This is a genomic window from Streptomyces sp. NPDC086989, assembly GCF_044745505.1.
Taxonomy (GTDB): domain Bacteria; phylum Actinomycetota; class Actinomycetes; order Streptomycetales; family Streptomycetaceae; genus Streptomyces.
The window spans coordinates 225,840-252,489 of sequence record NZ_JBIVAL010000004.1; the positions used below are offsets into that span (position 1 = coordinate 225,840).

A 26,650-nucleotide genomic window follows, 5' to 3' on the forward strand; every position below is an offset into this window, starting at 1 on the left:
AGCCGGGCCTTTGGCGCCGGCCGGCCCTGGCACCGCCTGGCTTCCGGCACCGCCCGGCCCTGGCACAGCCGGGCCTCTGGGGCAGCGTCTGGCCTCCGGCACCGCCGGGCCCCTGGCACCGCCGGGCCCCTGGCACCGCCGGGCCCCTGGCACCGCCGGGCCCCTGGCACAGCCGGGCCTTTGGGACTGCCGGGCTCCTGACACCGGCCAGCCCTAACCTGTCGGCCCCGGCACAGCCGACCGCTGGCACCGGCCGCCTCCGGCGCCGTCGGGCCTCTGGTACGGCCGGCCCCGGCAGCGCCGGACCCCTGGCAGCGCCGGGCCTCGGGGCCCGGCACAGCCCCCCGCACAGCCTGACCCTTGGCACAGCCGGGCCCCTGGGGCCGCCTGGCCTCGGGCGCCGGCCGGCCCTGGCACAGCCCCCCGCACAGCCTGACCCTTGGCACCGCCGGGCCTCTGGGACCGCCGGGCCCCTGGCACCGGCCGGCCCTGGCATCGCCTGGCTCCTGGACCCGCCGGGCTCCTGGCAGCGCCCGGCTCCGAGACGCGCCGGGTCTGTGGCAGCGCCGGGCCTCCGGCACCGCCGGGCCTCCGGCACCGCCGGGCCCCTGGCACCGCCGGGCCCCTGGCACCGCCCGGCCCCGCAGCGCCGGGCCCGTGGCACCCGCCGGGTTCGGCGGCGGCGGGGGCGAAGGCGTCGCGGCCGGCGCCGGGCCGGGGCCGCCGTGCCAGCGCGCCGGGGGACGGGAGAAGGGCCCGCGCAGGTACACCGTGCGCCGCCGGGGTCCCCGGACCCCGTCCGGGGGTTCCTCCGCTACACCACCGCGCCGCGGCCCGGGTCGTCGTCCTCGTCGTCGCCCTGCGACATCCTGGCCACGAGCGTCGCGAAGCCGCCCAGGAAGCCGCCGATGCCCAGCGTCGTGAGCCACCACGTCATGTCCCACTGCAACAGCACGGCCACGAGCAGCAGCACCGGCCCGCCCACCACCGCCAGCCACGCGAACTTCGCCGTCGTGTCCGCCGGCGGCAGCTCCGGCTCCGGGGGCACGAAGTGGCCCTCGTCCTTCTCGTCCGGCTCCGCCGGGGTGTGGTCCCGGGGCCCGGCCACGGTGCTGTTCGCCCCCACGCCCACGCCCGGGGCGAACACCACCGAGCTGCCCAGCGCGGGCGGCGCCGGCGGCTCGGCGGACGGCTCCTGCGGAGCGTCCGCCGCCCGGGCCCCAGCGGCCTCAGGGGCCTCCGGGGACGCCGCCGCGGACTCCGGAGCCGGCTCCACGTCCTCCTCCGGCAGCATCAGGTTCTCGATCGGCCGGAACGGCCTGGCCCCCGGCGGATCCGGCGGCTCCTGCCCGTACCCGGCGACGATCGCCGCCCAGGCCGCCTCCTCGTCCAACGGGGGCACACCCCCCGGGGACTCCTCGTGCTCAGCCACCGCTGGCCGCCCCCTCCCTGCCGACGCTCTCCGCGAGCCGCCCGACGAACGCATAGCTGTCCGCGAAGATCTGCTCCGCGTCATGGTCCAACGTCGCGACGTGGTAGCTCTGTTCCAGCAGCGTCTCGGTGACGTCCGTCGACGAGATCCGCGCGAGGATCCGCGCCGAGTCGGCCGGCGACACGACATGGTCCTGCCGGCTGTGCAGCAGCAGCACCGGCTGCGTGACCTGCGGCAGCTCGGTGTCGACCAGCTTCAGGAACTGCCGCAGCGAGGCCGCGGCCCGCGTCGGCACCCGGGCGTAGCCGATCTCGGCGACGCCCGGCTTGGCGATGTCGCTCGCGATGCCCGCGGTGGACCGCAGGAAGTGCTGTGCCACCGGGAGGGCGAAGGCCATCGGGTCCTTGATCTTGTTGACGGGGTTGACCAGGACGATGCCGCTGACGGCGTCCCCGTGCCGGGCGGCCAGCCGCAGGGTCAGCGCCCCGCCCATCGACAACCCGAAGACGAACACCCGCGTGCACTGCTCCAGCAGCTCCCGCAGCGCCCGGTCCACCTCGGCGTACCAGTCCTGCCAGCCGGTGAGCTGCATGTCCTGCCAGCGCGTACCGTGCCCGGGCAGCAGCGGTACGGAGACCGTCAGACCCTGCTCGGCCAGGTACTCCGCCCACGGGCGCATGGACTGAGCGGTACTGGTGAAGCCGTGGCAGAGGAGGACACCGACCTCTCCGCCCTCGTGGCGGAACGGCTCGGCTCCAGGGAGGACGGGCACCAGGGTCTCCTTCGACGGGTGGGGGTGCGTAGCGCTGTGTGACTTCACCGTACGCGACAGGGGTGACACCGACCAGGGTCGTCGACCGCTCCGCCCCGAGCCAGGGGTTAAGGTCTGTTCGACAGACACAGGAAGGCTTTCGAGTTGATCTACGGCGCAATGAAGTTCTCCATCGGGGGTTCCCTGAAGCTCGCCTTCAGGCCGTGGGTGGAGGGCCTCGAGAACATCCCCGCCGAGGGGCCGGCGATCCTCGCGAGCAACCACCTGTCCTTCTCCGACTCGTTCTTCCTGCCGGCCGTGCTGGACCGGAAGGTCACCTTCATCGCGAAGGCGGAGTACTTCACCTCCCCGGGCGTCAAGGGCAAGCTGACGGCCGCCTTCTTCAAGGGCGTCGGCCAGCTCCCGGTGGACCGCTCCGGCGCGCGCGGCGCGGGCGAGGCCGCGATCAAGAGCGGTATCGAGGTCATCGAGCGCGGCGAGCTGTTCGGCATCTACCCGGAGGGCACGCGGTCGCCCGACGGGCGCCTCTACCGCGGCAAGCCCGGCGGTCTGGCCCGCGTGGCCCTGGCCACCGGGGCGCCGGTGATCCCCGTGGCGATGATCGACACGGAGAAGATCCAGCCGCCCGGCAAGGTCGTCCCGAAGCTGATGCGCCCCGGCATCCGGATCGGCAAGCCGCTGGACTTCAGCCGCTACCAGGGCATGGACAGTGACCGTTTCATCCTGCGCTCGGTGACCGACGAGGTCATGTACGAGATCATGAAGCTGTCCGGCCAGGAGTACGTCGACATCTACGCGACGGCCGCCAAGCGGCAGATCGCCGACGCGGAGAAGGCCGCCAAGGCGGCCAAGGGCGAAAAGGCCGCCGACGCCGACAAGAGCGAGTAGAGCGAGCAGAGCAGGCAGTTCGCGGGACACGGGCAGGTCCGCCCGCGGGGGTGGGGGAGTTGGCGAAGCGCGAACGTGTCGTGCGCATGTCCGTGGAGCAGCCGCTGTGGCGCGCCCTGACGGCGTACCGGCTGCTGACCATGGTCTACGCGGTGCTGCTCTTCCTTTCCGCGTACCGGAAGTTCGACCACCCCGGCGTCGCGGCCGGCTACCTCGGCGGCCTCGCGGTGTGGACCGTGGTCACCCACCGCAAGGTCGCGAACGCGGCCGCCTGCACCAAGCGCTTCCTGGGCGCGGACCTGACCGTCGCCATGGCCGGCATCCTGCTCACCCCGTACGCGGACACCCACGAGCGGATCGCCGCGGGCGGCCCCACCCTCCCCAGCATCTGGACGGCGGGCTCCGTCCTCGCCTTCGCCCTCAAGGGCGGCTGGCGCTGGGCCGGGTTCGCCTCGACCTTCGTGGCCGCCGCCAACATCCTGGCCCACGGCGGCCAACCCAACCGCGACACCCTGCACAACGTGCTGCTGGTCTGGGTCGCCTCGATAGCCATCGGGTACGTCGTCGAGGTCGCCCGCGCCAGTGAGGCCACCCTCGCCCGCGCCCTGGAGATCGAGGCCGCCACCCGCGAACGCGAACGCCTCGCCCGCGACATCCACGACGGGGTCCTCCAGGTCCTGGCCATGGTCCAGCGGCGCGGCACCGAGCTGGGCGGCGAGGCCGCCGAGCTCGGCCGGATGGCCGGGGAGCAGGAGGTGGCGCTGCGCACCCTGGTCTCCAGCGGACTGCTGCCCGCCTCCCGGGTCTCCCGGGACGAGTCGCTCGGCGCGCTGGTGACCGCGTACGAGGTGGAGGAGCCCGGCGCCGACGAGGGCGAGCTGGATCTTCGGACCCTCCTCGCCCCGCACGCCGGATCCCGGGTCAGCTTCGCCGAGCCGGGCACCCCGGTGCTGCTGCCGGTGCCCGCGGCGAAGGAGCTGGCCGCGGCCGTCGGTGCCGCGCTCGACAACGTGCGCCGGCACGCCGGGGACGGGGCCAGGGCCTGGATCCTGGTGGAGGACTGGGGCGACGAGGTGATCGTGACCGTCCGCGACGACGGCCCGGGCATCCCGGCGGGCCGGCTCGACCAGGCCGCCGGCGAGGGCCGGATGGGCGTGGCCCTGTCCATCCGCGGCCGGCTGCGGGACCTCGGCGGCAGCGCCGAGTTGGTGTCCGTCCCCGGGCAGGGCACCGAAGTGGAACTGAAAGTACCGAGGGGGAGAACCCAGTGAGCCAGACCGACGGGCCGGACGCGTCCACCGCGAACACCGCGAACACCGCGAACACCGCAACGAACGAGCTCGGTGCGATCAAGGTGATGGTCGTCGACGACCATCCGATGTGGCGCGACGCGGTCGCCCGCGACCTGTCCGCCGCGGGCTTCGACGTGGTCGCCACCGCCGGCGACGGCCCCGAGGCGGTCCGCCGGGCCGTGCCCGCGGCCCCCCACGTCCTGGTCCTGGACCTCAACCTGCCCGGTATGCCCGGCGTGCAGGTCTGCAAGGAGCTCGTCGGCGCCAACCCCGCGCTGCGCGTCCTGGTCCTGTCCGCCAGCGGTGAGCACGCCGACGTCCTGGAGGCGGTGAAGTCCGGCGCGACCGGCTACCTGCTGAAGTCCGCGGGCGCCCAGGAGCTGATCGACGCGGTCCGCCGCACCGCGGCCGGCGACCCGGTGTTCACCCCGGGCCTGGCCGGTCTGGTGCTCGGCGAGTACCGGCGCCTGGCCACCGACCCGGCGCCCGCCGCCTCCGACGAACCGAAGGCCCCCCAACTGACCGAGCGGGAGACCGAGGTGCTGCGGCTGGTGGCCAAGGGGCTCTCGTACAAGCAGATCGCGGAGCGCCTCGTCATCTCGCACCGCACGGTGCAGAACCACGTGCAGAACACCCTGGGCAAGCTCCAGCTGCACAACCGGGTGGAGCTGGTCCGCTACGCGATCGAACGCGGCCTCGACGACGCCTGACCCGCGTGAGCGGTGGCGTACGTCGTACTTACGTCCTCATACGAGTGAACCCGGGTACACAAGGCCCTTCGATTTCACCGGAATTGGCCCTTCCTGGCGCCTTGTCGCGACCTGCCCCGCCGCTAGCGTGGGTGATGCGGCGAAGGGAGATTCCTGCTGCGCGGCTTCGAGCCGGGGACTCCCAGACAAGGAGATTGGCATGAAGGTCGGAGTGCTGACGGGCGGCGGAGACTGCCCCGGGCTCAACGCGGTCATCCGGGCCGTGGTCCGCAAGGGCGTCCAGGAGTACGGGTGCGGGTTCATCGGGTTCAAGGACGGCTGGCGCGGCGCCGTCGAGGGGGACACGGTCCCGCTCGGCATCCCCGCCGTCCGCGGCATCCTGCCGCGCGGCGGCACCATCCTCGGCTCCTCCCGGACCAACCCGTTCAAGCAGGAGAACGGGGTCCGGCAGATCAAGGAGAACCTCGCCAAGTACGAGGTCGACGCCCTCGTCGCGATCGGCGGCGAGGACACCCTGGGCGTCGCCGCCAAGCTGTACGGGGAGTACGGCATCCCCTGCGTCGGCGTCCCGAAGACCATCGACAACGACCTGTCGGCCACCGACTACACCTTCGGCTTCGACACGGCCGTGGGAATCGCCACGGAGGCCATCGACCGGCTGCACACCACGGCCGAGTCGCACATGCGGGTGCTCGTCGTCGAGGTGATGGGCCGGCACGCCGGCTGGATCGCCCTGCACTCGGGGCTGGCCGGCGGCGCCAACGTCATCCTCATCCCAGAGCAGCGCTTCGACCTGGACCAGGTGTGCGCATGGGTGACCTCCCGGTTCAAGGCGAGCTACGCGCCGATCGTGGTGATCGCCGAGGGCGCCATGCCCAAGGACGGGGAGATGGTGCTGAAGGACGCCACCACCGACTCGTTCGGGCACGTCCGGCTGTCGGGCGTGGGGGAGTGGCTGGCCAAGGAGATCGAGGCGCGGACCGGCAAGGAGGCCCGGACCACGGTGCTCGGGCACATCCAGCGCGGCGGTACGCCGAGCGCCTTCGACCGCTGGCTGGCGACGCGGTTCGGCCTGCACGCGATCGACGCCGTCCACGAGGGCGACTTCGGGAAGATGGTCGCGCTGAAGGGGACGGACATCGTGCGGGTGCCGATCGCCGACGCGACGGCGAAGCTCAAGACGGTCGACCCGGCGCTGTACCAGGAGGTCGGGGTGTTCTTCGGCTGACCCGGAGCGGGTGGGCGGGCGTGCCCCTCGTGCCGGGAGTTCGGCCGGAGTTCAGCCGTACGTCATCCGCGCCGCGCGGGTCCGGCGGCTAGATTTTGCCACGTGAACATACCCGTGGTGGCCCGCTGGGCGCTGCTCGCCCTCGCCCTCCTGCAGTTCCTCCTCGCCGTCCGCGCGCTGCGCCGGGCGCTGCGGGCCCGCCCGGGCGAGCGGGCCGGGCCGTGGCTGGACACGGCCGACCACGGCCTCGGCATGCTGCTGGCCGCGTCCCTCGCAACGCCCGGCGCGTACGACGGCCTCGCCCTCGGCGCCCTGCTGCTGCTCGCGCCGGTCATCGTCTGGAAGGGCGTCCGGGACGTCCGGGCCCGCCGCGGGGCGAAGGCCGCCACCGGGGCCGCCGGGGCCGCCCCCGGCGACCACGGCCCGGCGGTGGGCGCCGCCGACTGAGACGCGTCCCGTGGCGGGCCTGTCGCGGGCCCGTCGCGCCGCGGCCGGCCGGGTGCCCGGACCGGGCGCCCCGGCCGGGCGGAAACCGACCGGCGCCGGGCCCGGCCGCCCGCCGGACCGGGGCAGCCGGAGGGAGGCCCGCAGGAGGCAGGCCCGTTCGCGCGGTGGTCAGGCCGGGGCCGCGGTGCGCAGGCCCGTCAGGAGCTCGTGCAGCAGGTCCGCGCCGCGCAGGGTGAGGACCGACTCCGGGTGGAACTGGACCCCCGCGAAGCCGCCGGACGCCGAGCGAAGGGCGTGCACCTCGGCCGTCACCGGGTCCCGGGAGACCTCGACGCCCGACCGGGCCAGCCGGCCGGCGAGCTCGTCGGGGCAGTGCGCCGTGTACGTGTTGTAGAAGCCCACCACCTCCTGCGTTCCGAAGAGGTCGATCCGCGTCTGCGCCCCCTGCGCCGGCTCCGCCTTGCGGATCAGCGGCAGGCCCAGCTCGGCCGCGAGCAGCTCGTGCCCGAGGCAGACGCCCAGGATCCCGGACCGGTGCCCCGCCAGGAGTTCCGCCGTCAGCCCGCGCAGCATCCGCATCTTCGGGTCGGCGGCGTCCGCCGGGTTGCCCGGTCCCGGGCCCAGGACGACCGGGCCGGCCCACGACAGGGCCGCCTCCCGCAGCCCGGGCTCGTCGTAGCGGCGTACGGTCACCTCCAGCCCCGACACCCTCAGCACGTGGGCCAGCATCGCCGTGAAGGTGTCCTCGCCGTCCACCACCAGGGCGTGCCCGTCCGGCGCGGCCGGCCGCTCCTGCATCCGGAGCCAGAACGGCGCCAGGTCCTGGCGCCGGGCCGCCAGGGCCGCCTGGACCCGGGGGTCGGCGGCCAGGCCCGGCGCGGCGGAGTCCGGCCGCGGCGCCGCCGGGCGGACCCCGAGCGCCGCCAGGACCCCGGCCGCCTTCGCGTGGGTCTCCGCGACCTCGCCCGCCGGGTCGGAGTGGCGGACCAGCGTGGCGCCCACCGGCACCCGCAGCGCGCCGTCCGCCGCGATGTCCGCGGTCCGGATCAGGATCGGGGAGTCCAGTGTCTGCGCCCCCGCCTCGTCGAGGCCGAGCAGCGCCAGCGCGCCCGCGTAGTAGCCGCGCCCGCCGGCCTCGTACCGCTCGATCACCCGGCAGGCGTTCTGCACGGGGGAGCCGGTCACCGTCGCCGCGAACATCGTCTCGCGCAGCACCTCCCGCACGTCAAGGGAGGACCGGCCGCGCAGCTCGTACTCGGTGTGCGCGAGGTGCGCCATCTCCTTCAGCCGCGGCCCGACGACGACCCCGCCCTCCCCCTCGCTTCGCTGGGGGGACCCCCAGTCGCCGACCGTGCACATCATCTTCAGCTCCTCGTCGACCACCATCGACAGCTCCTCGGTCTCCTTGCGGTCGCCGAGGAAGGCGAGGAGGGACTCGGCCGTCGGGCCCCCGGCCGGATGGCGGTACGTCCCGCTGATCGGGTTCATCACCACGGTGCCGCCGGACATCCGCACGTGGACCTCGGGGCTGGCCCCGACCAGCGTGCGCTCCCCGGTGTGGACGACGTACGTCCAGTACGCGCCCCGCTCGCCCAGCAGCAGCCGCCGGAACAGCGCGAGCGCGTCGGCCGGGCCGAATCCCTCGATGCGGCCCTCGTACGTGCGCCGGATGACGAAGTTCGCGCCCTCGCCGCGGCCGATCTCGTCCCGGACGACCCGCTCGACGGTGGCCGCGTACTCCTCGTCGGGCACGTCGAAGGCGCCGCCCCCGACCCGTACCGCGTGGTCCGGCAGCACGGCCAGCGCCTCCGCGAGGGGGACCTCGTACGCCTCCTCTGCGGCGAGCACGGTCAGCGGCGTGCCGTCGTCGCGTACGTCGAACCCGCGCTCGCGGATCTGCCGGAACGGGACGAGGGCGAGGGTGGGAAGCGATCGTACGGGCAGCTCGGCGAGCAGCCCGGCCTCGTGGACCGGGCCGGTCAGCACCTCGACGGTGTCGTGGTCGCGGCCGGGGGTCCGGCGGCGCAGCAGGGCGAACGGCGGGCAGGAGTCGTCTAGCAGGTCGAGCAGGCGGCTGGGTTCCATGGGGCGGGCGTCCTTCTCCGTCGGCGGGGTGAAGAGGAACGGCCGGGCCCGGAAAACACCGAAGGCCGCCCCTCGGGCGGCCCTTCGCGTCGTGCGTGTCAGTGGGTACGCGCGAGGAGTGGGCCGCCGGAAGCGGGCCACCACCAGTTCTGGTTCGAGTGCGCGTACATGCGGCCGACCATAGCCCACCCGGCGCGGCGCCCGCAGCCCCCACGCGCCCCGGGCGCCCCGGAGAGACACCCGTCTCACGGAGTGGGCACCGGGCTGGACGTGGCGCAAGACGCCGTAATGTGTACGAGGTGACCGTGAACGCTGAAACCCAAGCCCCCGCCGCCAAGGCGACCTGGCGAGACCTTCCCGCGGCGCAGCAGCCTTCGTACCCCGATGCCGAGGCACTGCGCGCTGTCGTCGCGGACCTCGAGTCGTATCCTCCGCTCGTTTTCGCGGGCGAGTGCGACCAGCTGCGCGCCCGCCTGGGAGCCGTCGCCAAGGGCGAGGCGTTCCTGCTGCAGGGCGGCGACTGCGCCGAGGCCTTCGACGCCGTGTCCGCCGACCACATCCGCGCCAAGCTGAAGACGCTGCTCCAGATGAGCGCCGTCCTGACGTACGCGGCCTCCGTGCCCGTCGTCAAGGTCGGCCGCATCGCGGGCCAGTACTCCAAGCCGCGCTCCAAGGACACCGAGACCCGCGACGGCGTCACCCTGCCGACCTACCGCGGCGACTCCGTCAACGGCTTCGCCTTCACCGAAGAGGCCCGCGTCCCGGACCCCGAGCGGCTCAAGCGCATGTACCACGCGTCCGCGTCGACGCTGAACCTGGTGCGCGCCTTCACCACCGGTGGCTACGCCGACCTGCGCCAGGTGCACGCCTGGAACCAGGACTTCGTGAAGTCCTCCCCGTCCGGGCAGCGCTACGAGCAGCTCGCGCGGGAGATCGACAACGCGCTGAACTTCATGAAGGCCTGCGGCACCGACCCGGCCGAGTTCAAGGCGGTGGAGTTCTACTCCTCCCACGAGGCGCTGCTGCTGGACTACGAGGGCGCCCTCACCCGTACGGACTCCCGCACCGGGAAGCTGTACGACACCTCCGGCCACATGGTCTGGATCGGTGAGCGCACCCGCCAGCTGGACCACGCGCACATCGAGTTCTGCTCGCAGATCGCCAACCCGATCGGCATCAAGCTCGGCCCGACCACCACCGTGGACGAGGCGCTGACGTACATCGACCGCCTGGACCCCGAGCGCGAGCCGGGCCGGCTGACCTTCGTCGTCCGCATGGGCGCCGACAAGGTCCGCGACAAGCTCCCCGAGCTCGTCGAGAAGGTCACGGCCTCGGGTGCGACGGTCGCCTGGGTCACCGACCCGATGCACGGCAACACCTTCGAGGCGGCCTCCGGCCACAAGACGCGCCGTTTCGACGACGTGCTCGACGAGGTCAAGGGCTTCTTCGAGGTCCACAAGGCGCTGGGCACCCACCCGGGCGGCATCCACGTCGAGCTCACCGGTGACGACGTCACCGAGTGCGTGGGCGGCGGCGACGAGATCTTCGTCGACGACCTGCACCAGCGCTACGAGACGGCCTGCGACCCGCGGCTCAACCGCAGCCAGTCCCTGGACCTGGCCTTCCTCGTCGCGGAGATGTACCGCGATCAGTAAGTGGCTTCGTACGACGACGGGGCGCGGATCGATGTGATCCGTGCCCCATCGGCGTTCCGGGGGCTTTTGGGCAAGCCTCGCTTTGGGTACGGTTAGGTAAGCCTCACCGAATAGGGATGGCTGCAGAAACCATTCCTTCCAGGGAGGTGAACCGCGTGTACGTCTGCTCTTGCTTCGGGATCACCGACAAGCAGGTCAAGGAGCACGCGGCCGCCGGCGCCTGCACCCCCCGCCAGATCGCCTCGGTCACCAAGGCCGGCACCGACTGCGGATCCTGCGTGCGCACCATCCAGGGGATCCTGGGCCGCGGGGCCTGCCCGCGCCGTGAGCTCCTGGAGAAGGGCAACGCGGCCGCCGTGCTCGCCGCGGACCCGGAGCTCGTGGAAGCCGCGTAGGGCTCGCGCGCGGGGCTCAGCTCTCCGGCTGCTCCAGCAGCTGCGCGATGTAGAGCGGCTCGCCGATGCTCTCGATCAGCTCCAGCTGGGTGTCGAGGTAGTCGATGTGGTGCTCCTCGTCCCCCAGGATGTCCTCGAAGAGCCGCGCCGAGGTCACGTCGCCCTTGCCGCGCATCACCTCGATCCCGCGCTTGAGGCGGTCGATGGCCTCGACCTCGACCTGCCGGTCCGCCTGGAACATCTCCGTCAGGGTCTGGCCCACCCGGACGTGGAAGAGTCGCTGGTAGTTCGGCAGCCCGTCCAGCATGAGGATGCGCTCGGTGAGCTTGTCCGCGTGCTTCATCTCGTCGATGGACTCGGAACGCGTGTAGTTCGCGAGCTTGGTCCAACCCTTGTTGTCCTGGATCCGGTAGTGGAGCCAGTACTGGTTGATCGCCGTGAGCTCGCCGGTCAACTGCTCGTTCAGAAACTCGAGGACCTCGGGGTCGCCCTGCATCGCAGAGGCTCCTTCCAGGCAATGTCAGCTGTGTGACGGGGCTGGGATATCGCCCCAGCCGTGGCTGGGGGAGTGCGCGCATCCTCGCACCGCCGCAGGGGGCCGTCCAGTAAGTGCCTCCTTAGTGTGAGTTGGTGTGACTTGCCCGTATAGGGGCGTAGCTGGTCGTGACCACCCTGCCGCGTCTGTCACCATGGAGTCATGGGTCAGCCGGAAAGCCGGGAATCTCCGGGAGCAGAGCAGCCGGAGCTTCCACCGGGGCAGCGGTTGCAGCGCGGCTGGCCGGTCACCCATTACGGCCCGGTCCCCAAGTTCAAGCCGGACCGCTGGGAGTTCCGCGTCTTCGGGGCCACCGCCAACGGTGAGAAGTACTGCTGGAACCACGAGGAGTTCACGGCCCTGCCGTTCGAATCGGTCGTGGCCGACCTGCACTGCGTGACGAAGTTCAGCATGCGGGGCGCCGAATGGGGCGGGGTGCTCGCGCGCGACATCCTCGCCCTGGCGCCGCCTTCGCCGCAGGTCACGCATGTGATGGTGTGGGCCGAGTACGGCTTCAGCTCCAACCTGCGGCTGGCCGACTTCGCCTCCGAGCGGACCGTCTTCGCCACCCACGAGGGCGGTGAACTGCTCACCGCGGAGCACGGTTTCCCCGTGCGGCTCGTGGTCCCGCACCTGTACGCCTGGAAGGGTCCCAAGTGGGTCCGCGGCATCGAGTACATGACCGCCGACCGCCGCGGCTTCTGGGAGGAGCGCGGCTACCACAACATCGGCGACCCCTGGCGCGAGCAGCGCTACTCGTACCAGGAGGAGCCGGGCGACGGCCCCGAGCTGTAGCCGGGGCCGGCCCTGCGGGGTCCGCCCGTCAGTGGTGGTACCGGTGCACGACCGCGTGCCCCTTGCCGCGACCGATCATCCACTTGTTGACCGGGGTCGTGACGACGAAGGCGAGCGCGAGCGAGATCGCCAGGGCGATCCAGAAGAGCGCCTCCGAGAGGTGCGCGTCCATCGCTCCCGGCCATACGGCGATCACGCCGTTGTCGATCAGCTCCATGACGGCGATCGAAAGCGTGTCCGCCGCCAACGCCACCCGGACGGCCGCGCGCAGGTCCACGCCCGAGGCGAGGATCCCGCGCAGCGTGAGCGCGTAGCCGAAGAAGAACGCAAGGACGATGGCCAGGACCATCGTCGCGATGTTTCCCCAGCCGAACGCCGTGCCGATGACCATGCCGAGCACCTCGCCGATGGCGCATCCGGTGAGGCAGTGGAGGGTCGCCTTCGAGGCGGTGGCCCAGCTCGCCCGGCCGGCGCCGGGGTGCGGGTGCTGCGCGTGCTCTGCTTGCGCGTGCTCTGCGTGTGCGTGCTCTGCGTGTGCGTGGTGGGCGTGTGCGTGGTGCTCGTGGTGTTCGTGGTTCATGACAACCCCCTGGGAACGCCTGACAGCGGCTCTGCACTGCGCAGAACCGTATACCCCCCAGGGGTATTCCCGCACTCCCGGTGTCCCGGGTCCTCCACGGATCAGTGGAGCTCGCGCAGCTCCTTCAGCAGGGCCACGTCCGCCGCGTGACCGTCCTTGCCGCCCGGCGTCTCGATGATCAGCGGGACGCCCTCCGTCGCGGGGTGAGTGAACAGCTCGGCGAAGGCGTCCCGGCCGATGTGCCCCTGTCCGATGTTGGCGTGGCGGTCCTTGTGGGCGCCCACGCCCTCCTTCGAGTCGTTGGCGTGGATCAGCTTCAGCCGCCCCTCGCCCACCGTGTCCACCAGCAGGTCCAGCGTCTGCTTGGTCCCGCCCGGCTCCGCCAGATCGTGCCCCGCCGCGAAGATGTGGCAGGTGTCCAGGCAGATCCCGAGCTTCGGATGATGGTCGAGCGCCTCGAAGTACGGCCCGAAGTCCCACGTCCGCGAGCACAGCGAAGACCCCTGCCCGGCCGTGGACTCCAGCAGCAGGAACGGGTCGTCGTCGTGCACCAGCTCGTCCAGCAGCGGCAGCATGTGCTCCCTGACCTGCGCGTACGCCGCCTCGCGCGGGCGCCCTCCGGTGGCCGAGCCGGTGTGCACCACCACCCCGAGGGCCCCGATCCGGCGGGCGCGGCGCAGCGAGTGCCGCAGCGACTCCACGGACCTCTCGACGGTCGCCCCGGTGTGCGAGCCGAAGTTGATCAGATACGGGGCGTGCACGTAAGCCGGGATCGACGCGTCCGCGCACCCCGTCCGGAACAGCTCGTCCTGGGCGGGGTTCCCCACCGGCGTCGCCCAGCCGCGCGGATTGGCCACGAAGACCTGCACGGCCTCCGCACCCATCTCCCGCGCGTACGTCAGCCCCACCGAGGCAAGGCCGCCGGCGACGGGTACGTGCCCGCCCACGGGATTGCGCATGGCCTGGTCCATCTGCTGCTACAGCCCCTTGGTCCGCAGGACGATCGTGCTGCCCTCGGGGGCGCTCTGGCCGCCCGGCACCGACTGGGCGTCCACCGTGGTGCTGAAGGAGATGAGCGGACGCTCCACCTTCACCTTGAAACCGGCCGCCTCCAGCGTCCTGCGGGCCACCTCCGCCTCCTGGCCGGTCACGTTCGGCACCGGGATCTGCCGCGGGCCCTTGGAGACGGTGAGCGTCACCGTGTCACCGGTCGAGGCCTGGGCACCCGCGCCGACCGACTGGTTGGCGACCGTACCCGCCGGGAACGGCGAATTGACCTGGTCGGCAGCCGTCTCGACCTTGAGGCCGGCGTCCTGGAGGGTGGCCCGCGCCTGGTCGAGCGGCCGCCCCGCCACGTTCGGCACCTGCACCGGCCGGCCCTTGCTGACCAGGATCGCGACCGCCGTGTCGGGCGAGCGCTTCTGCCCGCCCGCCGGGTCGGTGCTGATCACCGAACCCTGCGGGACGTCCTGGCTGAACGCCTGGGTGACCAGACCGGGCGCCAGGTTGCTCTTGGCCAGCTCGGCCTTGGCGTCGTCCAGCGTCCTTCCCTTGAGGTCCGGCACGACGGCCACCTCGGGGCCGCGCGAGATCGTGAGCACCACCGCGCCGTTGCCGCGGATGCGCTTGCCGCTCTCGGGGTCGGAGTTCATCACCGTCCCGCGGTCGAAGGCGTCGCTGAACTTCCGGTCGATCCGCTTCACGCCGAGGCCCGCCGCGGACAGGTCCGACCTGGCCTGCGCCTCGCTCTTGCCCAGCAGGTTGGGGACCTTGGTGAACTGGCCGGCGTTGATGTACCAGACCCCGGTGCCCAGACCGAGGGCGAGGAGTATCCCGGCGATGACGAGCAGCGTGCCGCGCCGCGGTCCGCGCGGGGCCGGCGGCGCCTCGGCCGGCCGTGCCTCGGGGCGCTCGGGGAGCTCCAGCCGCGACGTGAGGTGCACGGGCTGCACCGCGGCGGGCCGCGGGATCACGCTGGTGCGGTCCTCGGTGGCGCTCCGCGCCTCGGCCCGGGCCTGCGGCGGCACGGCGTCCAGCTCGGCGTCGCCGAGCCGCGCGCGCACGTCGAGGGTCAGTCCGAGCAGGGCGGCCGCGTCGGCGGGGCGCAGCTGCGGATCGCGGGCGGCGGCGTACGCCACGAGCTCGTCCAGGCCGGCGGGCAGCCCCGGGACGGCGGCCGACGGCGGCGGCACGTCCTCGTGCAGGTGCCGGTAGAGCACCTGGGCGGGGGTGCCCCCGGAGTGCGGCTTGGAGCCGGTCAGCATCTCGTACAGGACGACACCGCAGGCGTAGACGTCCACGCGGGTGTCGCCGCCGCCGGTCTCGATCTGCTCGGGCGCCAGGTAGGAGACGGTGCCGAGGACGGAGCCGGTGGTGCTCGTGACCGAGTCCACGGACCGGACCAGCCCGAAGTCCGCCACCTTGACCCGGCCGTCGTCGCCGATCAGGACGTTCTCGGGCTTCATGTCACGGTGTACGAACCCGGCGCGGTGCGCGGCGCCGAGCGCGGCCAGGACGGGCTCGAGGATGTCGAGCGCCGCGCGGGGCTGGAGCGCGCCGCGCTCGCGCAGGACGTCGCGGAGCGTGCAGCCGGAGACGTACTCCATGGCGAGGTACGTGTACGGCCCGTCGGTGCCCTGGTCGAAGACGGCGACGACGTTGGGGTGCGCCAGGCGGGCGACGGACTTGGCCTCCCGGATGAACCGGTCGACGAAGCCGGCGTCGGCGGCGAGCGCCGGGTGCATCACCTTCAGCGCGAGCACGCGGTCGAGGCGGGTGTCGACGGCCCGGTAGACCGTGGCCATGCCGCCGGCCGCGATGCGCGCGTCGATGCGGTAGCGGCCGTCGAGTGTCTGCCCGACGAGGGGGTCATCCAGGGTCGTGTCCACGCGGCGATTCTACGAGCGGGCCCCGGCCCCCCGGCCAGGGTGGTGCGTCTTGCAGCGCAGCTGTGACGTCCGGCGGCCCCGCCCGGGCCCGTGACGGCGCGGCCCCGTTGCCGGGGGGGCCGGCCCCGGAACCCGCCCCGGCGCCCGCCGGGGGCACCCCGGGCCCCGAACCGCGGCGGCACCGGTATCCGGACGCCGGCGGCACCGGTATCCGAAGGCCGGCGGCACCGGAATCCGGCCCCGCCGGGGGTCGGGGGCCGGGTCAGAACGCCGGGCGTTCCGGGTCGAGGGCGGCCTGGCCCTCCGCAGGGGACGAGGCCTGCGCGAAGCGGCGCTGCGGGATGCGGCCCGCGCGGAACGCCAGCCGCCCCGCCGACACGGCGTCCCGCATCGCCGTCGCCATCAGCACCGGCGCCTGCGCCCGGGTCACCGCCGACGCCAGCATCACCGCCGCGCAGCCGAGCTCCATCGCCAGGGCCGCGTCCGAGGCCGTGCCGGCTCCGGCATCCAGGATCACCGGGACCCCGGCCCGCTCGCAGATCAGCTCGAAGTTGTGCGGGTTGCGGATGCCCATGCCCGAGCCGATCGGCGATCCCAGCGGCATGATCGCCGCGCAGCCCACGTCCTCCAGCCTGCGGGCCAGCACCGGGTCGTCGTTCGTGTAGGGCAGCACGGTGAAGCCCTCGTCGACCAGGGTCTCCGCCGCGTCCAGCAGCTCCACCCCGTCCGGCAGCAGGGTCCGCTCGTCGGCGACGACCTCCAGCTTGATCCAGTCCGTGCCCAGGGCCTCCCGCGCGAGCCGCGCGGTCAGCACCGCCTCGCCCGCCGTGAAGCAGCCCGCGGTGTTCGGCAGGACCGCGATGCCGAGCCGGCCCAGCACCGACAGGACGGAGCCCTGCACGGTCGGGTCCAGTCGGCGCATCGCCACCGTGGTGAGCTCCGTGCCGGACGCGATCAGCGCCCGTTCCAGCACGTCCAGGCTCGGCGCCCCGCCGGTCCCCATGATCAGGCGGGAGGAGAAGGTCCGTCCGCCCAGTTCGAAAGCGTCGTCCGCCATCGCGCTCAGCCCCCCTGCACCGCGGTGAGGACCTCGACCCGGTCGCCCTCGCCCACCGGCGTGAGCGGCCACTGGCCGCGGGGGACCACGGTCTCGTTCAGTGCGGCCGCGACGCCCGACGGGGCCGCGGTCAGGGTGGCGACCACCGCGTCGAGGGTGGTGCCGGCCGCGATCTCGCGCGGCTCGCCGTTGACGGAGATGGTCATGCGTACGACTCCTGACGTGCGGCGCTGAAGCGGCGCGGGGTGAACGGGCGGGCGATCTCCGCCAGCGTGCCGGTGGTCAGCAGCTGTGCCATCACGTCGCCGGTGAGCGGGGTCAGCAGCACCCCGTTGCGGTAGTGGCCGGTGGCCAGGTGCAGGCCGGGCAGGTCCGTCGGGCCGAGCAGCGGGGCGTTGTCCGGGGAGCCGGGCCGCAGCCCGGCCCGGGTCTCGGTCAGCGGCAGTTCGGTGATGCCGGGCACCAATTCGTGTGCGTCCCGCAGGAGTTCGTACACCCCGCCGGCGGTGACCGTGGTGTCCCAGCCGAGTTCCTCGCTGGTCGCCCCGACGACGAGCTCCCCGTTCTCCCGCGGCACCAGGTACACGTGGCTGCCCCGGACCACCGCCCGCACCGTCCGGGACAGGAACGGCGCGTACGCCGCCGGCACCGAGAGCCGCAGCACCTGGCCCTTCACGGGCCGTACGGGGGGCAGCACCCGCGGCGGTACGCCGGCCAGCCGGCCGCTGAGCGAGCCCGCGGCCAGGACCACCTGGTCCGCGCGCAGCTCCGTACCGTCGTCGAGCAGCGCGCCGACGGCACGGTCGGCGGCGGTCAGCAGCCGCTCGGCGCCGGCCCGGCGGACCTCCACCCCGGCGCCCTCGCAGGCGGCCAGCAGCGCCGCCGCCAGCCGGCGCGGGTCGACCTGGTGGTCGCCGTCCACGCGGAGCCCGCCGCGGACGCCCGGGGCCAGCATCGGCTCCAGGCGGCGGCACTCGCGGCCGGTGAGCCACTCGGACTCCAGACCGCAGCGCCGCTGGAGGGCGTGCAGTTCCCGCAGGTGGAGCCGGTCGTCGGCGTCGAGGGCGACGGCGAGCGTGCCGCAGGCGCGGTAGCCGAGGTCCATCCCGCCGCTGGCCTCGGTCAGCTCGGCGGCGAACTCCGGGTAGCGGGCGGCGGAGGCGAGGTTGAGGCCCAGCAGGGTCTCCTCGCCGTAGTGCAGTTCGGTGACGGCGGCGAGCATGCCGGCCGCGACCTGCGCGGCCCCGCCGCCGGGTGCCGGGTCGGCGAGCACGGTCCGCAGCCCGTGCCGGGCCGCCCGCCAGGCGGTGACCAGGCCGATGATCCCGCCCCCGATGACGAGCACGTCGGATCCCCGGCCGGATCCCTTCCGAGATGAGTGCATGGGCGTCCAGCCCCTCCCTTCGCCGGCATGACCCGGATCAGGTTCGTACGGTCGGAGGCCGCTCAGCCTCCCTCTCAGCCCGGTGCGCCCGGACTCCCGCGATAGGTACGACGGCCAGCCTAACCCCGCCGCGGGGGCCGGGTAAGGCTGCCTCCCCGGGCCACCGTTCCTGACTGCCAGTCAGATCGCTAGGGTGGGCGGTGTGAGCGAGCAGACGGAACAGACTCAGAGCGGCGTCGTCATCGTCGGCGCCGGAATGGCCGGGGTGCAGACTGCGGTCGCCCTTCGGGAGCAGGGTTTCAGGGGCCCCGTGACCCTGCTGGGCGCCGAGCCCCACCAGCCGTACGACCGGCCCCCGCTGTCCAAGGCGGTGCTGCTCGGCAAGGCCGAGGACTCCGCCTTCGACGTGGACTTCGAGGGGCTCGACGTCGAGCTCCGGCTCGGTGTGGAGGTCACCGGGCTGCGGGCCGCCGACCGCGAGCTGGACACCGAGGCCGGGCCGGTCCCGTACGAGGTGCTCGTGCTGGCGACCGGCGCGCAGCCGCTGACCCTGCCCGGGTCCGAGGGCGTCCCGGGCGTGCACCTCCTGCGCACCCTGGACGACGCGGCCCGGCTGCGCCCGGTGCTGGCCGCGGCGCCGGAGACGGTGGTGGTCGGGGCCGGCTGGATCGGCGCCGAGTTCGCCACCGCGGCCCGCGAGGCGGGCTGCGCGGTGACCGTGGTCGAGGCGGCGGACCGGGTGCTGGCCGGGGCGCTCCCGGCGGAGGTCGCGGCTCCCATGACCCGCTGGTACGAGGAGGCGGGGGCCGCCCTGCTGACCGGCGCCAAGGTGGCCTCGGTGGAACCCGGGCGGGTCCTGCTCGCCGACGGGCGGGAGCTGCCGGCGGGTGCGGTGGTCGTGGGCATCGGGGCCCGGCCCGCGACGCGGTGGCTGGAGGGCTCGGGGATCGAGCTCGGGCCGGAGGGCGCGGTCACGGCGGACGCGTACCTGCGGACCTCCCTGCCCGGCGTGTACGCGGTCGGCGACTGTGCGTCGTTCCCGTCCGCGCGCTACGGGACGCGGCTGCTGGTGCACCACTGGGACAACGCCCTCCAGGGCCCCCGGGTGGTCGCGGCCAACATCCTGATGGGGGCGCCGGCCCAGGTCTACGACCCGGTGCCGTACTTCTGGTCGGAGCAGTTCGGGCGCTTCGTGCAGTACGCGGGGCACCACGCGGGGGCGGACGAGCTGCTGTGGCGCGGGGACCCCGCCGAGGCGGCGTGGTCGGTGTGCTGGCTGCGCGCCGGGGTGCTGGTCGCGGTCCTGGCGGTGGGCCGGCCGCGGGACCTGGCGCAGGGGCGGAAGCTGATCGAGACGGGCGCCCCGGTGGATCCGGCCAAGATCGCCGACCCCGCGACGCCCCTGAAGTCCGCGCTGGCCGGGTAGGCGCGCCGGCCGCGCGTCCGGTGGGCGCGCCGGTCCCGCGTCCGGGGAGCCGGGCGCGGGACCGGGGAGCCGGACGCGGGGTCCGGGTGCGGTGCGGGGCGCGGCGGCGCCGCCGGGACCCGGACGGGTCGGCTCGGGTACCGGCTGTCGGTCCGAGGTGGCAGGCTTGTGCACGTGACCGAGATTGACGCAAAGATCGATGCCCTTGTCCCCGCCTGGCTGTACCTCCCCGACATCGCGGAGATGCTCGACATCGAAGTGACCCGGGTCCGCCAGCTGGTCAAGGAAGGTCAGCTGATCGCCGTACGCCGCGGTGAGAACCGCGCGCTGCAGGTGCCCGCCGCCTTCATCGACGGCGACAAGGTCGTCAAGGGCCTCGCGGGCCTGCTGACCGTGCTGCGCGACGACGGCTTCTCCGACGAGGAGATGCTGGAGTGGCTCTTCACCGCCGACCCGACCCTGCCCGGTACCCCCGTCCAGGCACTGAGCGAGAATCGCGGCACGGAGGTGAAGCGCCGCGCTCAGGCGCTCGCCCTCTGATCCGAGCCGCCTGATCCATCCGCGGTGCGCGGGCCCGACGGCCCGTGCACCGCTCCCACCCCGGGGGACCCATGTCCGTGAACGCCCAGCTGTCCGACGCCCGGCTCTACCTGTGCACGGACGCCCGCAAGCGGCAGGGGGACCTCCCCGCGTTCCTCGACGAAGTCCTCGCGGGCGGCGTGGACATCGTCCAGCTCCGCGACAAGGGCATGGAGGCCGGCGAGGAGCTCGAACACCTCCAGGTCTTCGCCGAGGCCGCCCGCCGCCACGGCAGGCTCCTCGCGGTCAACGACCGCGCCGACGTCGCCCACGCCATCGGCTCCGACGTCCTGCACCTGGGCCAGGGCGACATCCCGGTGCCCGCCGCCCGCGCGATCCTGGGCGAGAACGTCCTGATCGGCCGCTCCTGCCACGCCGAGTCCGAGGTCGACGCCGCCGTCGCCGAGCCGGGCGTGGACTACTTCTGCACCGGCCCCTGCTGGCCCACCCCCACCAAGCCCGGCCGCCACGCCCCCGGCCTCGGACTGGTCCGGTACACGGCCTCGCTGGCCCCCGCCCGCCCCTGGTTCGCCATCGGCGGCATCGACGCCGGCAACCTCGACGAGGTCCTCGACGCCGGAGCCACCCGCATCGTGGTCGTCCGCGCCCTGACCGAGGCCTCCGACCCGCGTGCGGCCGCCGCCGACCTGGCCAAGCGGGTCCGGGAGCGCGTCCGCGCATAGGTGTCCAAAAACGTGTCCAAAAGGCGGACACCGCTTCGGCCTCTGCGAAGGCCCGTCTAACCTGCCCGTATGGCCCTTGGTACCGCTTCCACCCGTACGGACCGTGCACGCACGGTCCGTGACCTGCTGGCGTCCGGGTGCCCGTCGTACTCCTTCGAGTTCTGGGCCCCCAAGACGGAGAAGGGCGAGCGCAACCTCTGGAACGCGCTGCGCCGGATCGAGGCGGTGGGCCCGAGCTTCGTCTCCGTGACCTACGGGGCCGGCGGCTCCACCCGCGGCGGCACCGTCAAGGCCACCCAGGAGATCGCCGCCGACACCACGCTGACCCCCGTCGCGCACCTCACCGCGGTCGACCACTCCATCGCCGAGCTGCGCCACGTCATCGGCCAGTTCGCCGACGCGGGCATCCGCAACATGCTCGCCGTGCGCGGCGATCCGCCGGGCGACCCCATGGGTCCCTGGGTCCCGCACCCCGAGGGCGTGCACTACGCCGCCGACCTGGTCCGGCTGCTCAAGGAGTCCGGTGACTTCTGCGTGGGCGTCGCGGCCTTCCCCGAGATGCACCCGCGTTCGCAGGACTGGGACACGGACATCCGGCACTTCGTGGACAAGTGCCGCGCGGGGGCCGACTATGCGATCACCCAGATGTTCTTCGATCCGGAGAATTATCTGCGGCTGCGCGACAGTGCGCAGAAGGCGGGCTGCGAGACCCCGATCATCCCCGAGGTCATGCCTGTTGTGGGGATCAAGCAGCTCGACCGGCTGCCCCAACTCAGCAACGCAGTCTTCCCCGCAGCCGTGAAAGAGCGCATGCTCGCCGTCAAGGACGATCCAGCCGCTGTACGCTCCATTGGGATCGAGTTCGCCACGGAGTTCTGCGCGCGGCTGCTGTCCGAGGGTGTCCCGGGGCTGCACTTCATCACGCTGAACAATTCCACGGCGACTCTCGAGATCTACGAGAACCTGGGCCTGCACCAGCGGGCCTGATCGGCCGGCCCCCGTTTCCTGGGCGGTCGGCCGTACCGAGAGGTGCCACGCATGGGAATGACGGTCCTCTACATCGCGTTCGGTTTCGTCGCGCTGTGGCTGCTTGCCGAGGTCCTGATGCAGTACAAGGCCCGGCTGCGCTGGCGCCTGCTCGCGTTCGCCGGGTTCCTCGGTGTGGTCGCCGGGGTGGTGCTGCCGTCGGTGCCGGTCATCGGCATCGGCGCGGCCGCGTTCGCCGTGGGCCAGACCCTGGTGACGCTCTCCTTCCGCAAGGGCTTCGAGGCCGGCTGGGCGCTGCGCAAGGGCGGCAAGCCCGTACGGCAGACCCGGCGCCGGCGGGCGGGCGGTCCGCGCCCCGGGCCCGCGCTGGAGGTCACCGCGCTGGAGTACGGCTCCGACGGGACGACGGCGGACCGGGACGGCGCCGACACGCCCGAGAAGGAGGCGCCCGAACCGCGTTTCCATGCCCCGGCCGCGGAGTTCTACAGCCCCGAGCCGCTGCCCGAGGACACCGGCTCGTACGGGATACAGAGCTTCGCCCCCACCGCCGACGCGGGCCGGACGGCGGCGTTCGCCCCGCCGTTCGCCACGGCCGAGCAGGACGCCCACCAGTACGCCGCCCAGTACGACGCGCCGGCCTACGACGCGCAGGCCCAGGGCGGCTACGACTACTCCGCGGGCTATCCGGCCGGCGGCGAACAGCAGGTCTACGCAGCCTACTCGGACCCGTACATCGGCACCGGCGGCGCCGTCATCCCGCAACAGCCGTACGACTACACCCCGTACGCCGGTTACTCCGCCGACCCGTACGCGAGCGCGGGCGGCCAGCAGCAGTACTCGATGGACACCCCGCCCGGCGGGGTGTGGGTGCCGCAGCAGCGGTCCACCGAAGGCGCCTCCCAGGCCTACCCCGGGGACGAGCAGAACCCGTACCCGCAGCAGCAGCCCCAGCCGCAGCAGTACCCGTACCAGGGCACCGGCGAGTACGAGCAGTACCGCTACTGACGCCCGCCCACCGACACCGCGCGCGCCCCCGGGAGCTCCTCCCGGGGGCGCCGGCGTGCCACTGCCGGTGTGTCACCGGGAGCCGCGGAACCCCGCGCCCTCCACGATCAGTCCGGCCACCAGGGCTCCGGTCATCCCGGCGTGCGCGAGCCCGCCGCCCGGGTGCGCCCAGCCGCCGGAGAGGAACAGCCCCGGCAGGGCCGTGGTGTTGGCGGGGTAGAGCATCCGGCCGGCCGCTCCTGCCAGCGCGGGCGGGGGCACCGCGCCGCCCCGTGCGCCGGTCGCCGCCTCGATGTCCGCGGGCGTACGCGCCTGCGTCCACAGCAGCCGCTCGCGCAGCCCCGGTACGGCCCGGGCCGCCAGGTCCAGCAGCTCCTCCGTGCGGCCCGCAGGGGCGCCCCCAGGACCCTCGGGGCCGCAGACGGCGCTCACGGTGACCGCCTCGTGGTCCGCGTCGAGCCGTACGGCCGGATCATCGGGGCGCAGCACGGTCAGCTGGGCGCCGGGGGAGTGGACCAGGGTGCGGTGGACGGCGTCCGCGGGGCGGGCGCCGCGCAGTGCCAGCAGCAGGGTGAGCCGGCTCGTCACCCCGGGCCCGCGAGCGGGGGCGCCGCCGGCCGGCAGTGGGACCCCCAGCTGCCGCGGGTCGACCCCGCAGACCACGAAGTCGGCCGCGGCCTGCGAGCCGTCGGCCAGCAGCAGCCCCGCCGCCCGGCCGTCCCGCTCCAGGACCTCCCGCACCGGGGTGTCGAAGACGAAGTCGACCTTCCGCTCCCGGCAGCGCTCGTGGACGGCGGTGGCCAGCGCCCGCATCCCACCGCGCACGTACCAGCTGCCGAAGGTCTGCTCCATGTACGGGAGCACGGCCGCCGAGGCGGGCGCCGTGGCCGGGTCGACCCCGTAGGCCCGCACCCGGGCGGCCAGCAGCTCGCCGAGCTCCCCGCCCAGTTCGCGCGCGGCCACCTCGGCGAGGGTGGGCGGGCGGCGGCGCAGCAGGCCGCTCCCGCGCACCGCGGGGTACGGGTCGCGGCCCAGCACCTGCCAGTCGGGGCGCAGCGGCTCCTCCAGCAGCGGCCGGCGGGTGGCGTTCCAGGCGTCCCGGGCGCGGCCCAGGACGGCGTTCCAGCGGTCGCCGGCGCCCGCGCCGAAGGCCTGGTCGAGGACGGCGGCGGCGCCGCCGCGCGAGCCGCCCGGGAGGGTGACGGCCGTGCCGTCGGCGAGGACGTGCCGGACGGCCGGATCGACCTGGACCAGCTCGACGCAGTCCTCCAGGGGCCGCTTGCCGGTCTTGACGAACAGGTCGCGGTAGACGGCGGGCAGATGCAGCAGACCGGGACCGGTGTCGAAGGCGAAGCCTTCGCGCTCGTACCGGCCGACGGAGCCGCCGTACGTGGACCCGCGCTCGTACACCGTCACCCGGTGCCCCGCCACGGCCAGCCGGGCCGCCGTAGCCATCGCGCCCATGCCGGCGCCGATCACCGCAATTCGTGCCATGCGGATGACCCTACCGAGCGGGTCCGCAGGAGGTCGGCGGCAGGTCGGTGCGGGGCCGGCGCCCAGGTCAGCGGGGTGGCGCCGGGGTCCGGGCGGCAGCCTCGCGCTCCTCGGCGGCGAGCCTTCTCTCCTCGCGGCGCTGCGCCCGGCGGCGCAGGAAGCGGCGGATCCGGGTCCAGAGGAAGACCAGTACGGTCAGCCCGGCGGCCAGCAGGACGGCCGCGATGACCGCGGCGGCCTGCGGGTTGAACATCGCGAAGGTGACGATGCCGGCCACGCCCAGGTCCTCGGCGGTGCTCAGCGCGATGTTGCTGAACGGCTCCGGTGAGGTGTTGACGGCCATGCGGGTGCCGGCCTTGACGAAATGGCTGGCCAGCGCCGTGGAGCCGCCGACCGCGCCGGCGGCGATGTCGGGGAGCGAGCCGCTCTGGCCGGCCAGCAGGGCGCCGACCACCGCCCCGGCCACCGGGCGGATCACGGTGTGCGCCGCGTCCCAGACCGAGTCCACGTACGGGATCTTGTCGGCGACGGCCTCGCAGAGGAACAGCACCCCGGCGACGATCAGCACGTCGGTGCGCTGGAGGGACGCGGGGACCTCGTCGGTCAGTCCGGTCGCGCCGAAGACGCCGAGCAGGAGGACCACGGCGTAGGCGTTGATCCCGCTGGCCCAGCCGCTGGTGAAGACCAGGGGGAGCACACTCACCGGGTCATCATGCCGCAGGACCGCGCCGCGGCAGGGGCGATCCGGAAGACGGGCGGGGACCGCCGCCACGGGGACGGAGCCGCGAGGGGACGGCCGCCGTGCGGCGGCCGTCCCCTCGGCTCATGTCTGCGGGCCCCTACTGCTGCCCGTGTTCGTCGCGGCGGCGCTGCCACCGCTCCTCGATGCGGGTCATCATCGACCGACGCTGTCGGTTGCGGCCGGGGGCCGAACCGCCTGAACTGCCGGAGACGGGCTGCTCGCCAGGCTTGGGTGCCTTGCGCCAACCGGTGACCACGAGGACCGTACAGCCGAGCATGACGAGGAATCCCACCACGCTGACCCAGAGTACGTTCGGAATGATCACACCGGTCATGAGGAGCGCGATACCCACCACAATGCCTGCGACTGCCTGGTAGACCCGTCGCCGGGTGTACGTACGCAGTCCGCTTCCCTCAAGCGCTGTCGCGAACTTGGGGTCTTCGGCGTACAGCGCTCGCTCCATCTGCTCGAGCATTCGCTGCTCGTGCTCCGAGAGCGGCACGGGAGTCCTCCTCATCCGTCGGTCGCGGGGGGTAGCGACCAGGGGTCCCCTTCAGGATAGGCGGGGAATCGTCCCCGTGACACCCGCCCTCTTCGCCAGGTTACAAAAACAGTGCCCGGGAGAGGCACCGCCCCAGAAGCCGCTGCCCGGGCGAAACCCTGCGCGAAACCGTACCGCCGGGTGGGCGGTCACTGAGGCACTTATTCCCCATCGGCCGTCCACCATGCCGGTCACTGAGAACGATCATACGGGGCCGACCGCTGGACCGGAGGGTGTCCGGCGTACTCCGTGCGCGGAACTCCGCAGATCAGGCGTGCTCCTCGCGCGGGGGCTTGGTGCCGAGGACGTGCAGCTGGGTGGCGACCGCGTGGAACGCCGGCAGCTCGGCCGCGGCCTCCTCCAGGCGCAGCAGCGCCTCGACCGCGCCGGGCTCGGTGTCGACCAGGACGCCGGGGACGAGGTCGGCGAAGACGCGGACCCCGTGGACCGCGCCGACCTCCAGGCCGGCCCCGCCGACCAGCTCGGCGAGCTGCTCGGCCGTGAAGCGGCGCGGTACCGGGTCGCCCGCGCCCCAGCGGCCGGCCGGGTCGGTGAGCGCCGTCCGGGCCTCGGTGAAGTGGCCGGCGAGCGCGCGGGCCAACACGGCTCCGCCGAGGCCTGCGGCCAGCAGGCTGAGCCTGCCGCCGGAGCGCAGGGCGGCGACCGCGTTGGCCACGCCCTCGGCCGGGTCGTCCACGTACTCCAGCACGCCGTGGCACAGCACCACGTCGTAGGCGTCGCGCTCGACGACCTCCAGCAGGCCCTGGGCGTCGCCCTGCACTCCGCGGACCAGGTCGGCGACCCCGGCTTCGGCGACCCGGCGCTCCAGCCCGAACAGCGCGTTCGGGCTGGGGTCGACCACGGTCACCCGGTGGCCCAGCCGGGCCACCGGCACCGCGAACTTGCCGGTGCCGCCGCCGGTGTCCAGCACGTCGAGCACGTCCCGCCCGGTCGCCTTCACCCGGCGGTCGAGGGCCTCCTTGAGGACCTCCCACACCACGGCGGTGCGAAGGGAGGCGCGGGGGCGGGAAGTGTCCGACACGGCTGATG

The 26,650-nt window shown here is 73.6% G+C and carries 27 protein-coding genes and 1 riboswitch; of the genes, 13 read left to right on the forward strand and 14 right to left on the reverse strand.

Translation table 11 applies throughout. The features are described 5' to 3' along the window. Positions 1 to 814: 814 nt before the first annotated feature. Together ACIPK4_RS10695 and ACIPK4_RS10700 are read right to left on the reverse strand one after the other, a co-directional pair. A complete protein-coding gene (locus tag ACIPK4_RS10695) occupies positions 815 to 1,432 on the reverse strand; it encodes a hypothetical protein (protein WP_402311011.1) in 618 nt (205 codons plus the stop codon). Beyond that, entirely contained in the window at positions 1,425 to 2,204 is a 780-nt protein-coding gene (locus ACIPK4_RS10700; protein ID WP_402311014.1) for an alpha/beta hydrolase, read from the reverse strand. Before ACIPK4_RS10700 ends, ACIPK4_RS10695 begins: the two co-directional genes overlap by 8 nt. Before the next feature lie 159 nt (positions 2,205 to 2,363). Here ACIPK4_RS10700 and ACIPK4_RS10705 point away from each other — a divergent pair, with 159 nt between their 5' ends. The 5 genes from ACIPK4_RS10705 to ACIPK4_RS10725 all read left to right on the forward strand — a co-directional run bounded on the left by ACIPK4_RS10705 (position 2,364) and on the right by ACIPK4_RS10725 (position 6,769). Further along, complete coding sequence (locus tag ACIPK4_RS10705; RefSeq protein WP_054225597.1) at positions 2,364 to 3,092, forward strand: 1-acyl-sn-glycerol-3-phosphate acyltransferase; 729 nt, start codon at positions 2,364 to 2,366, stop codon at positions 3,090 to 3,092. A gap of 59 nt (positions 3,093 to 3,151) precedes the next feature. After that, on the forward strand, positions 3,152 to 4,363 hold the full coding sequence (macS, locus tag ACIPK4_RS10710) for a MacS family sensor histidine kinase (protein ID WP_402311017.1): 1,212 nt from the start codon (positions 3,152 to 3,154) through the stop codon (positions 4,361 to 4,363). An 86-nt stretch (positions 4,364 to 4,449) separates the two neighbouring features. After that, positions 4,450 to 5,094: a response regulator gene (locus ACIPK4_RS10715; protein WP_402311778.1), complete on the forward strand. Its 645-nt coding sequence runs from the start codon at positions 4,450 to 4,452 to the stop codon at positions 5,092 to 5,094. A 199-nt stretch (positions 5,095 to 5,293) separates the two neighbouring features. After that, the gene (locus ACIPK4_RS10720) at positions 5,294 to 6,322 is read left to right on the forward strand and encodes a 6-phosphofructokinase (RefSeq protein WP_054225596.1); all 1,029 of its coding nucleotides are present in this window, start codon (positions 5,294 to 5,296) and stop codon (positions 6,320 to 6,322) included. 102 nt (positions 6,323 to 6,424) lie between these two features. Continuing rightward, entirely contained in the window at positions 6,425 to 6,769 is a 345-nt protein-coding gene (locus ACIPK4_RS10725) for a hypothetical protein (protein WP_402311019.1), read from the forward strand. 168 nt (positions 6,770 to 6,937) lie between these two features. Here ACIPK4_RS10725 and ACIPK4_RS10730 read toward each other — a convergent pair whose 3' ends face one another. Next, positions 6,938 to 8,854, reverse strand: a complete 1,917-nt coding sequence (locus ACIPK4_RS10730) for an anthranilate synthase family protein (RefSeq protein ID WP_402311022.1) — start codon at positions 8,852 to 8,854, stop codon at positions 6,938 to 6,940. Between the two features lie 290 nt (positions 8,855 to 9,144). On the opposite strand from ACIPK4_RS10730, the gene ACIPK4_RS10735 reads away from it, so the two are divergent. Then, entirely contained in the window at positions 9,145 to 10,509 is a 1,365-nt protein-coding gene (locus ACIPK4_RS10735; RefSeq protein WP_376196160.1) for a class II 3-deoxy-7-phosphoheptulonate synthase, read from the forward strand. A 155-nt stretch (positions 10,510 to 10,664) separates the two neighbouring features. Next, the gene (locus tag ACIPK4_RS10740) at positions 10,665 to 10,904 is read left to right on the forward strand and encodes a bacterioferritin-associated ferredoxin (protein WP_402311024.1); all 240 of its coding nucleotides are present in this window, start codon (positions 10,665 to 10,667) and stop codon (positions 10,902 to 10,904) included. Positions 10,905 to 10,920: 16 nt separating this feature from the next. Here ACIPK4_RS10740 and bfr read toward each other — a convergent pair whose 3' ends face one another. Continuing rightward, positions 10,921 to 11,400 carry a bacterioferritin gene (bfr, locus tag ACIPK4_RS10745; protein WP_054225592.1) on the reverse strand — a complete coding sequence of 160 codons (480 nt, stop codon included), beginning with the start codon at positions 11,398 to 11,400 and terminating at the stop codon, positions 10,921 to 10,923. A 201-nt stretch (positions 11,401 to 11,601) separates the two neighbouring features. On the opposite strand from bfr, the gene ACIPK4_RS10750 reads away from it, so the two are divergent. Beyond that, positions 11,602 to 12,234, forward strand: a complete 633-nt coding sequence (locus ACIPK4_RS10750; protein ID WP_376196159.1) for a sulfite oxidase-like oxidoreductase — start codon at positions 11,602 to 11,604, stop codon at positions 12,232 to 12,234. Positions 12,235 to 12,262: 28 nt separating this feature from the next. Here ACIPK4_RS10750 and ACIPK4_RS10755 read toward each other — a convergent pair whose 3' ends face one another. The 6 genes from ACIPK4_RS10755 to thiO form a co-directional block, all read right to left on the reverse strand. After that, entirely contained in the window at positions 12,263 to 12,814 is a 552-nt protein-coding gene (locus tag ACIPK4_RS10755; RefSeq protein WP_402311028.1) for a DUF4396 domain-containing protein, read from the reverse strand. Between the two features lie 101 nt (positions 12,815 to 12,915). Next, positions 12,916 to 13,773 carry a deoxyribonuclease IV gene (locus ACIPK4_RS10760; protein WP_402311030.1) on the reverse strand — a complete coding sequence of 286 codons (858 nt, stop codon included), beginning with the start codon at positions 13,771 to 13,773 and terminating at the stop codon, positions 12,916 to 12,918. Positions 13,774 to 13,791: 18 nt separating this feature from the next. Then, positions 13,792 to 15,702: a Stk1 family PASTA domain-containing Ser/Thr kinase gene (gene pknB / locus ACIPK4_RS10765; RefSeq protein WP_402311032.1), complete on the reverse strand. Its 1,911-nt coding sequence runs from the start codon at positions 15,700 to 15,702 to the stop codon at positions 13,792 to 13,794. 262 nt (positions 15,703 to 15,964) lie between these two features. After that, a complete protein-coding gene (locus tag ACIPK4_RS10770; RefSeq protein ID WP_402311034.1) occupies positions 15,965 to 16,759 on the reverse strand; it encodes a thiazole synthase in 795 nt (264 codons plus the stop codon). Positions 16,760 to 16,764: 5 nt separating this feature from the next. After that, the gene (gene thiS, locus ACIPK4_RS10775; RefSeq protein WP_030156043.1) at positions 16,765 to 16,965 is read right to left on the reverse strand and encodes a sulfur carrier protein ThiS; all 201 of its coding nucleotides are present in this window, start codon (positions 16,963 to 16,965) and stop codon (positions 16,765 to 16,767) included. Continuing rightward, the gene (gene thiO / locus ACIPK4_RS10780) at positions 16,962 to 18,143 is read right to left on the reverse strand and encodes a glycine oxidase ThiO (protein WP_402311036.1); all 1,182 of its coding nucleotides are present in this window, start codon (positions 18,141 to 18,143) and stop codon (positions 16,962 to 16,964) included. The genes thiS and thiO overlap by 4 nt, the downstream gene beginning before the upstream one ends. After that, a riboswitch (TPP riboswitch) is annotated at positions 18,141 to 18,253 on the reverse strand. It overlaps the preceding gene by 3 nt. Positions 18,254 to 18,345: 92 nt before the next feature. Between thiO and ACIPK4_RS10785 the strand changes: the two genes are divergently transcribed. The 5 genes from ACIPK4_RS10785 to ACIPK4_RS10805 all read left to right on the forward strand — a co-directional run bounded on the left by ACIPK4_RS10785 (position 18,346) and on the right by ACIPK4_RS10805 (position 22,823). Further along, a complete protein-coding gene (locus ACIPK4_RS10785) occupies positions 18,346 to 19,569 on the forward strand; it encodes an NAD(P)/FAD-dependent oxidoreductase (RefSeq protein WP_402311038.1) in 1,224 nt (407 codons plus the stop codon). Positions 19,570 to 19,743: 174 nt separating this feature from the next. Beyond that, positions 19,744 to 20,109, forward strand: coding sequence for an Rv2175c family DNA-binding protein (locus tag ACIPK4_RS10790; RefSeq protein WP_376196152.1), 366 nt, complete (start codon positions 19,744 to 19,746; stop codon positions 20,107 to 20,109). Positions 20,110 to 20,180: 71 nt separating this feature from the next. Next, positions 20,181 to 20,831, forward strand: a complete 651-nt coding sequence (gene thiE, locus ACIPK4_RS10795) for a thiamine phosphate synthase (protein ID WP_402311041.1) — start codon at positions 20,181 to 20,183, stop codon at positions 20,829 to 20,831. A gap of 69 nt (positions 20,832 to 20,900) precedes the next feature. Next, a complete protein-coding gene (gene metF, locus ACIPK4_RS10800; RefSeq protein WP_054225584.1) occupies positions 20,901 to 21,818 on the forward strand; it encodes a methylenetetrahydrofolate reductase [NAD(P)H] in 918 nt (305 codons plus the stop codon). A gap of 51 nt (positions 21,819 to 21,869) precedes the next feature. Continuing rightward, positions 21,870 to 22,823, forward strand: a complete 954-nt coding sequence (locus ACIPK4_RS10805) for a hypothetical protein (RefSeq protein WP_402311043.1) — start codon at positions 21,870 to 21,872, stop codon at positions 22,821 to 22,823. 72 nt (positions 22,824 to 22,895) lie between these two features. On the opposite strand, the gene ACIPK4_RS10810 is transcribed toward ACIPK4_RS10805, so the two are convergent. From ACIPK4_RS10810 to ACIPK4_RS10825, 4 genes are all read right to left on the reverse strand, one after another. Further along, on the reverse strand, positions 22,896 to 24,317 hold the full coding sequence (locus ACIPK4_RS10810; protein ID WP_402311045.1) for a phytoene desaturase family protein: 1,422 nt from the start codon (positions 24,315 to 24,317) through the stop codon (positions 22,896 to 22,898). A 67-nt stretch (positions 24,318 to 24,384) separates the two neighbouring features. Continuing rightward, positions 24,385 to 25,020 carry a DUF4126 domain-containing protein gene (locus ACIPK4_RS10815; protein ID WP_402311047.1) on the reverse strand — a complete coding sequence of 212 codons (636 nt, stop codon included), beginning with the start codon at positions 25,018 to 25,020 and terminating at the stop codon, positions 24,385 to 24,387. 136 nt (positions 25,021 to 25,156) lie between these two features. Next, positions 25,157 to 25,561 carry a DUF3040 domain-containing protein gene (locus ACIPK4_RS10820; RefSeq protein ID WP_402311050.1) on the reverse strand — a complete coding sequence of 135 codons (405 nt, stop codon included), beginning with the start codon at positions 25,559 to 25,561 and terminating at the stop codon, positions 25,157 to 25,159. A gap of 307 nt (positions 25,562 to 25,868) precedes the next feature. Further along, entirely contained in the window at positions 25,869 to 26,642 is a 774-nt protein-coding gene (locus ACIPK4_RS10825; RefSeq protein WP_402311053.1) for a methyltransferase, read from the reverse strand. Positions 26,643 to 26,650: the final 8 nt, after the last annotated feature.

What these genes read in the sequence shown, in the direction of transcription:
- ACIPK4_RS10705 (WP_054225597.1), top strand. Translation starts at nt 2,364, where the DNA reads ATGAAGTTCTCCATCGGGGGTTCCCTGAAGCTCGCCTTCAGGCCGTGG.
- ACIPK4_RS10715 (WP_402311778.1), top strand. Translation starts at nt 4,450, where the DNA reads ATGGTCGTCGACGACCATCCGATGTGGCGCGACGCGGTCGCCCGCGAC.
- ACIPK4_RS10720 (WP_054225596.1), top strand. Translation starts at nt 5,294, where the DNA reads ATGAAGGTCGGAGTGCTGACGGGCGGCGGAGACTGCCCCGGGCTCAAC.
- ACIPK4_RS10730 (WP_402311022.1), bottom strand. Translation starts at nt 8,854, where the DNA reads ATGGAACCCAGCCGCCTGCTCGACCTGCTAGACGACTCCTGCCCGCCG.
- bfr (WP_054225592.1), bottom strand. Translation starts at nt 11,400, where the DNA reads ATGCAGGGCGACCCCGAGGTCCTCGAGTTTCTGAACGAGCAGTTGACC.
- ACIPK4_RS10750 (WP_376196159.1), top strand. Translation starts at nt 11,602, where the DNA reads ATGGGTCAGCCGGAAAGCCGGGAATCTCCGGGAGCAGAGCAGCCGGAG.
- ACIPK4_RS10755 (WP_402311028.1), bottom strand. Translation starts at nt 12,814, where the DNA reads ATGAACCACGAACACCACGAGCACCACGCACACGCCCACCACGCACAC.
- ACIPK4_RS10760 (WP_402311030.1), bottom strand. Translation starts at nt 13,773, where the DNA reads ATGCGCAATCCCGTGGGCGGGCACGTACCCGTCGCCGGCGGCCTTGCC.
- ACIPK4_RS10770 (WP_402311034.1), bottom strand. Translation starts at nt 16,759, where the DNA reads ATGGCGGACGACGCTTTCGAACTGGGCGGACGGACCTTCTCCTCCCGC.
- thiS (WP_030156043.1), bottom strand. Translation starts at nt 16,965, where the DNA reads ATGACCATCTCCGTCAACGGCGAGCCGCGCGAGATCGCGGCCGGCACC.
- thiO (WP_402311036.1), bottom strand. Translation starts at nt 18,143, where the DNA reads ATGCACTCATCTCGGAAGGGATCCGGCCGGGGATCCGACGTGCTCGTC.
- thiE (WP_402311041.1), top strand. Translation starts at nt 20,181, where the DNA reads ATGTCCGTGAACGCCCAGCTGTCCGACGCCCGGCTCTACCTGTGCACG.
- metF (WP_054225584.1), top strand. Translation starts at nt 20,901, where the DNA reads ATGGCCCTTGGTACCGCTTCCACCCGTACGGACCGTGCACGCACGGTC.
- ACIPK4_RS10805 (WP_402311043.1), top strand. Translation starts at nt 21,870, where the DNA reads ATGGGAATGACGGTCCTCTACATCGCGTTCGGTTTCGTCGCGCTGTGG.
- ACIPK4_RS10810 (WP_402311045.1), bottom strand. Translation starts at nt 24,317, where the DNA reads ATGGCACGAATTGCGGTGATCGGCGCCGGCATGGGCGCGATGGCTACG.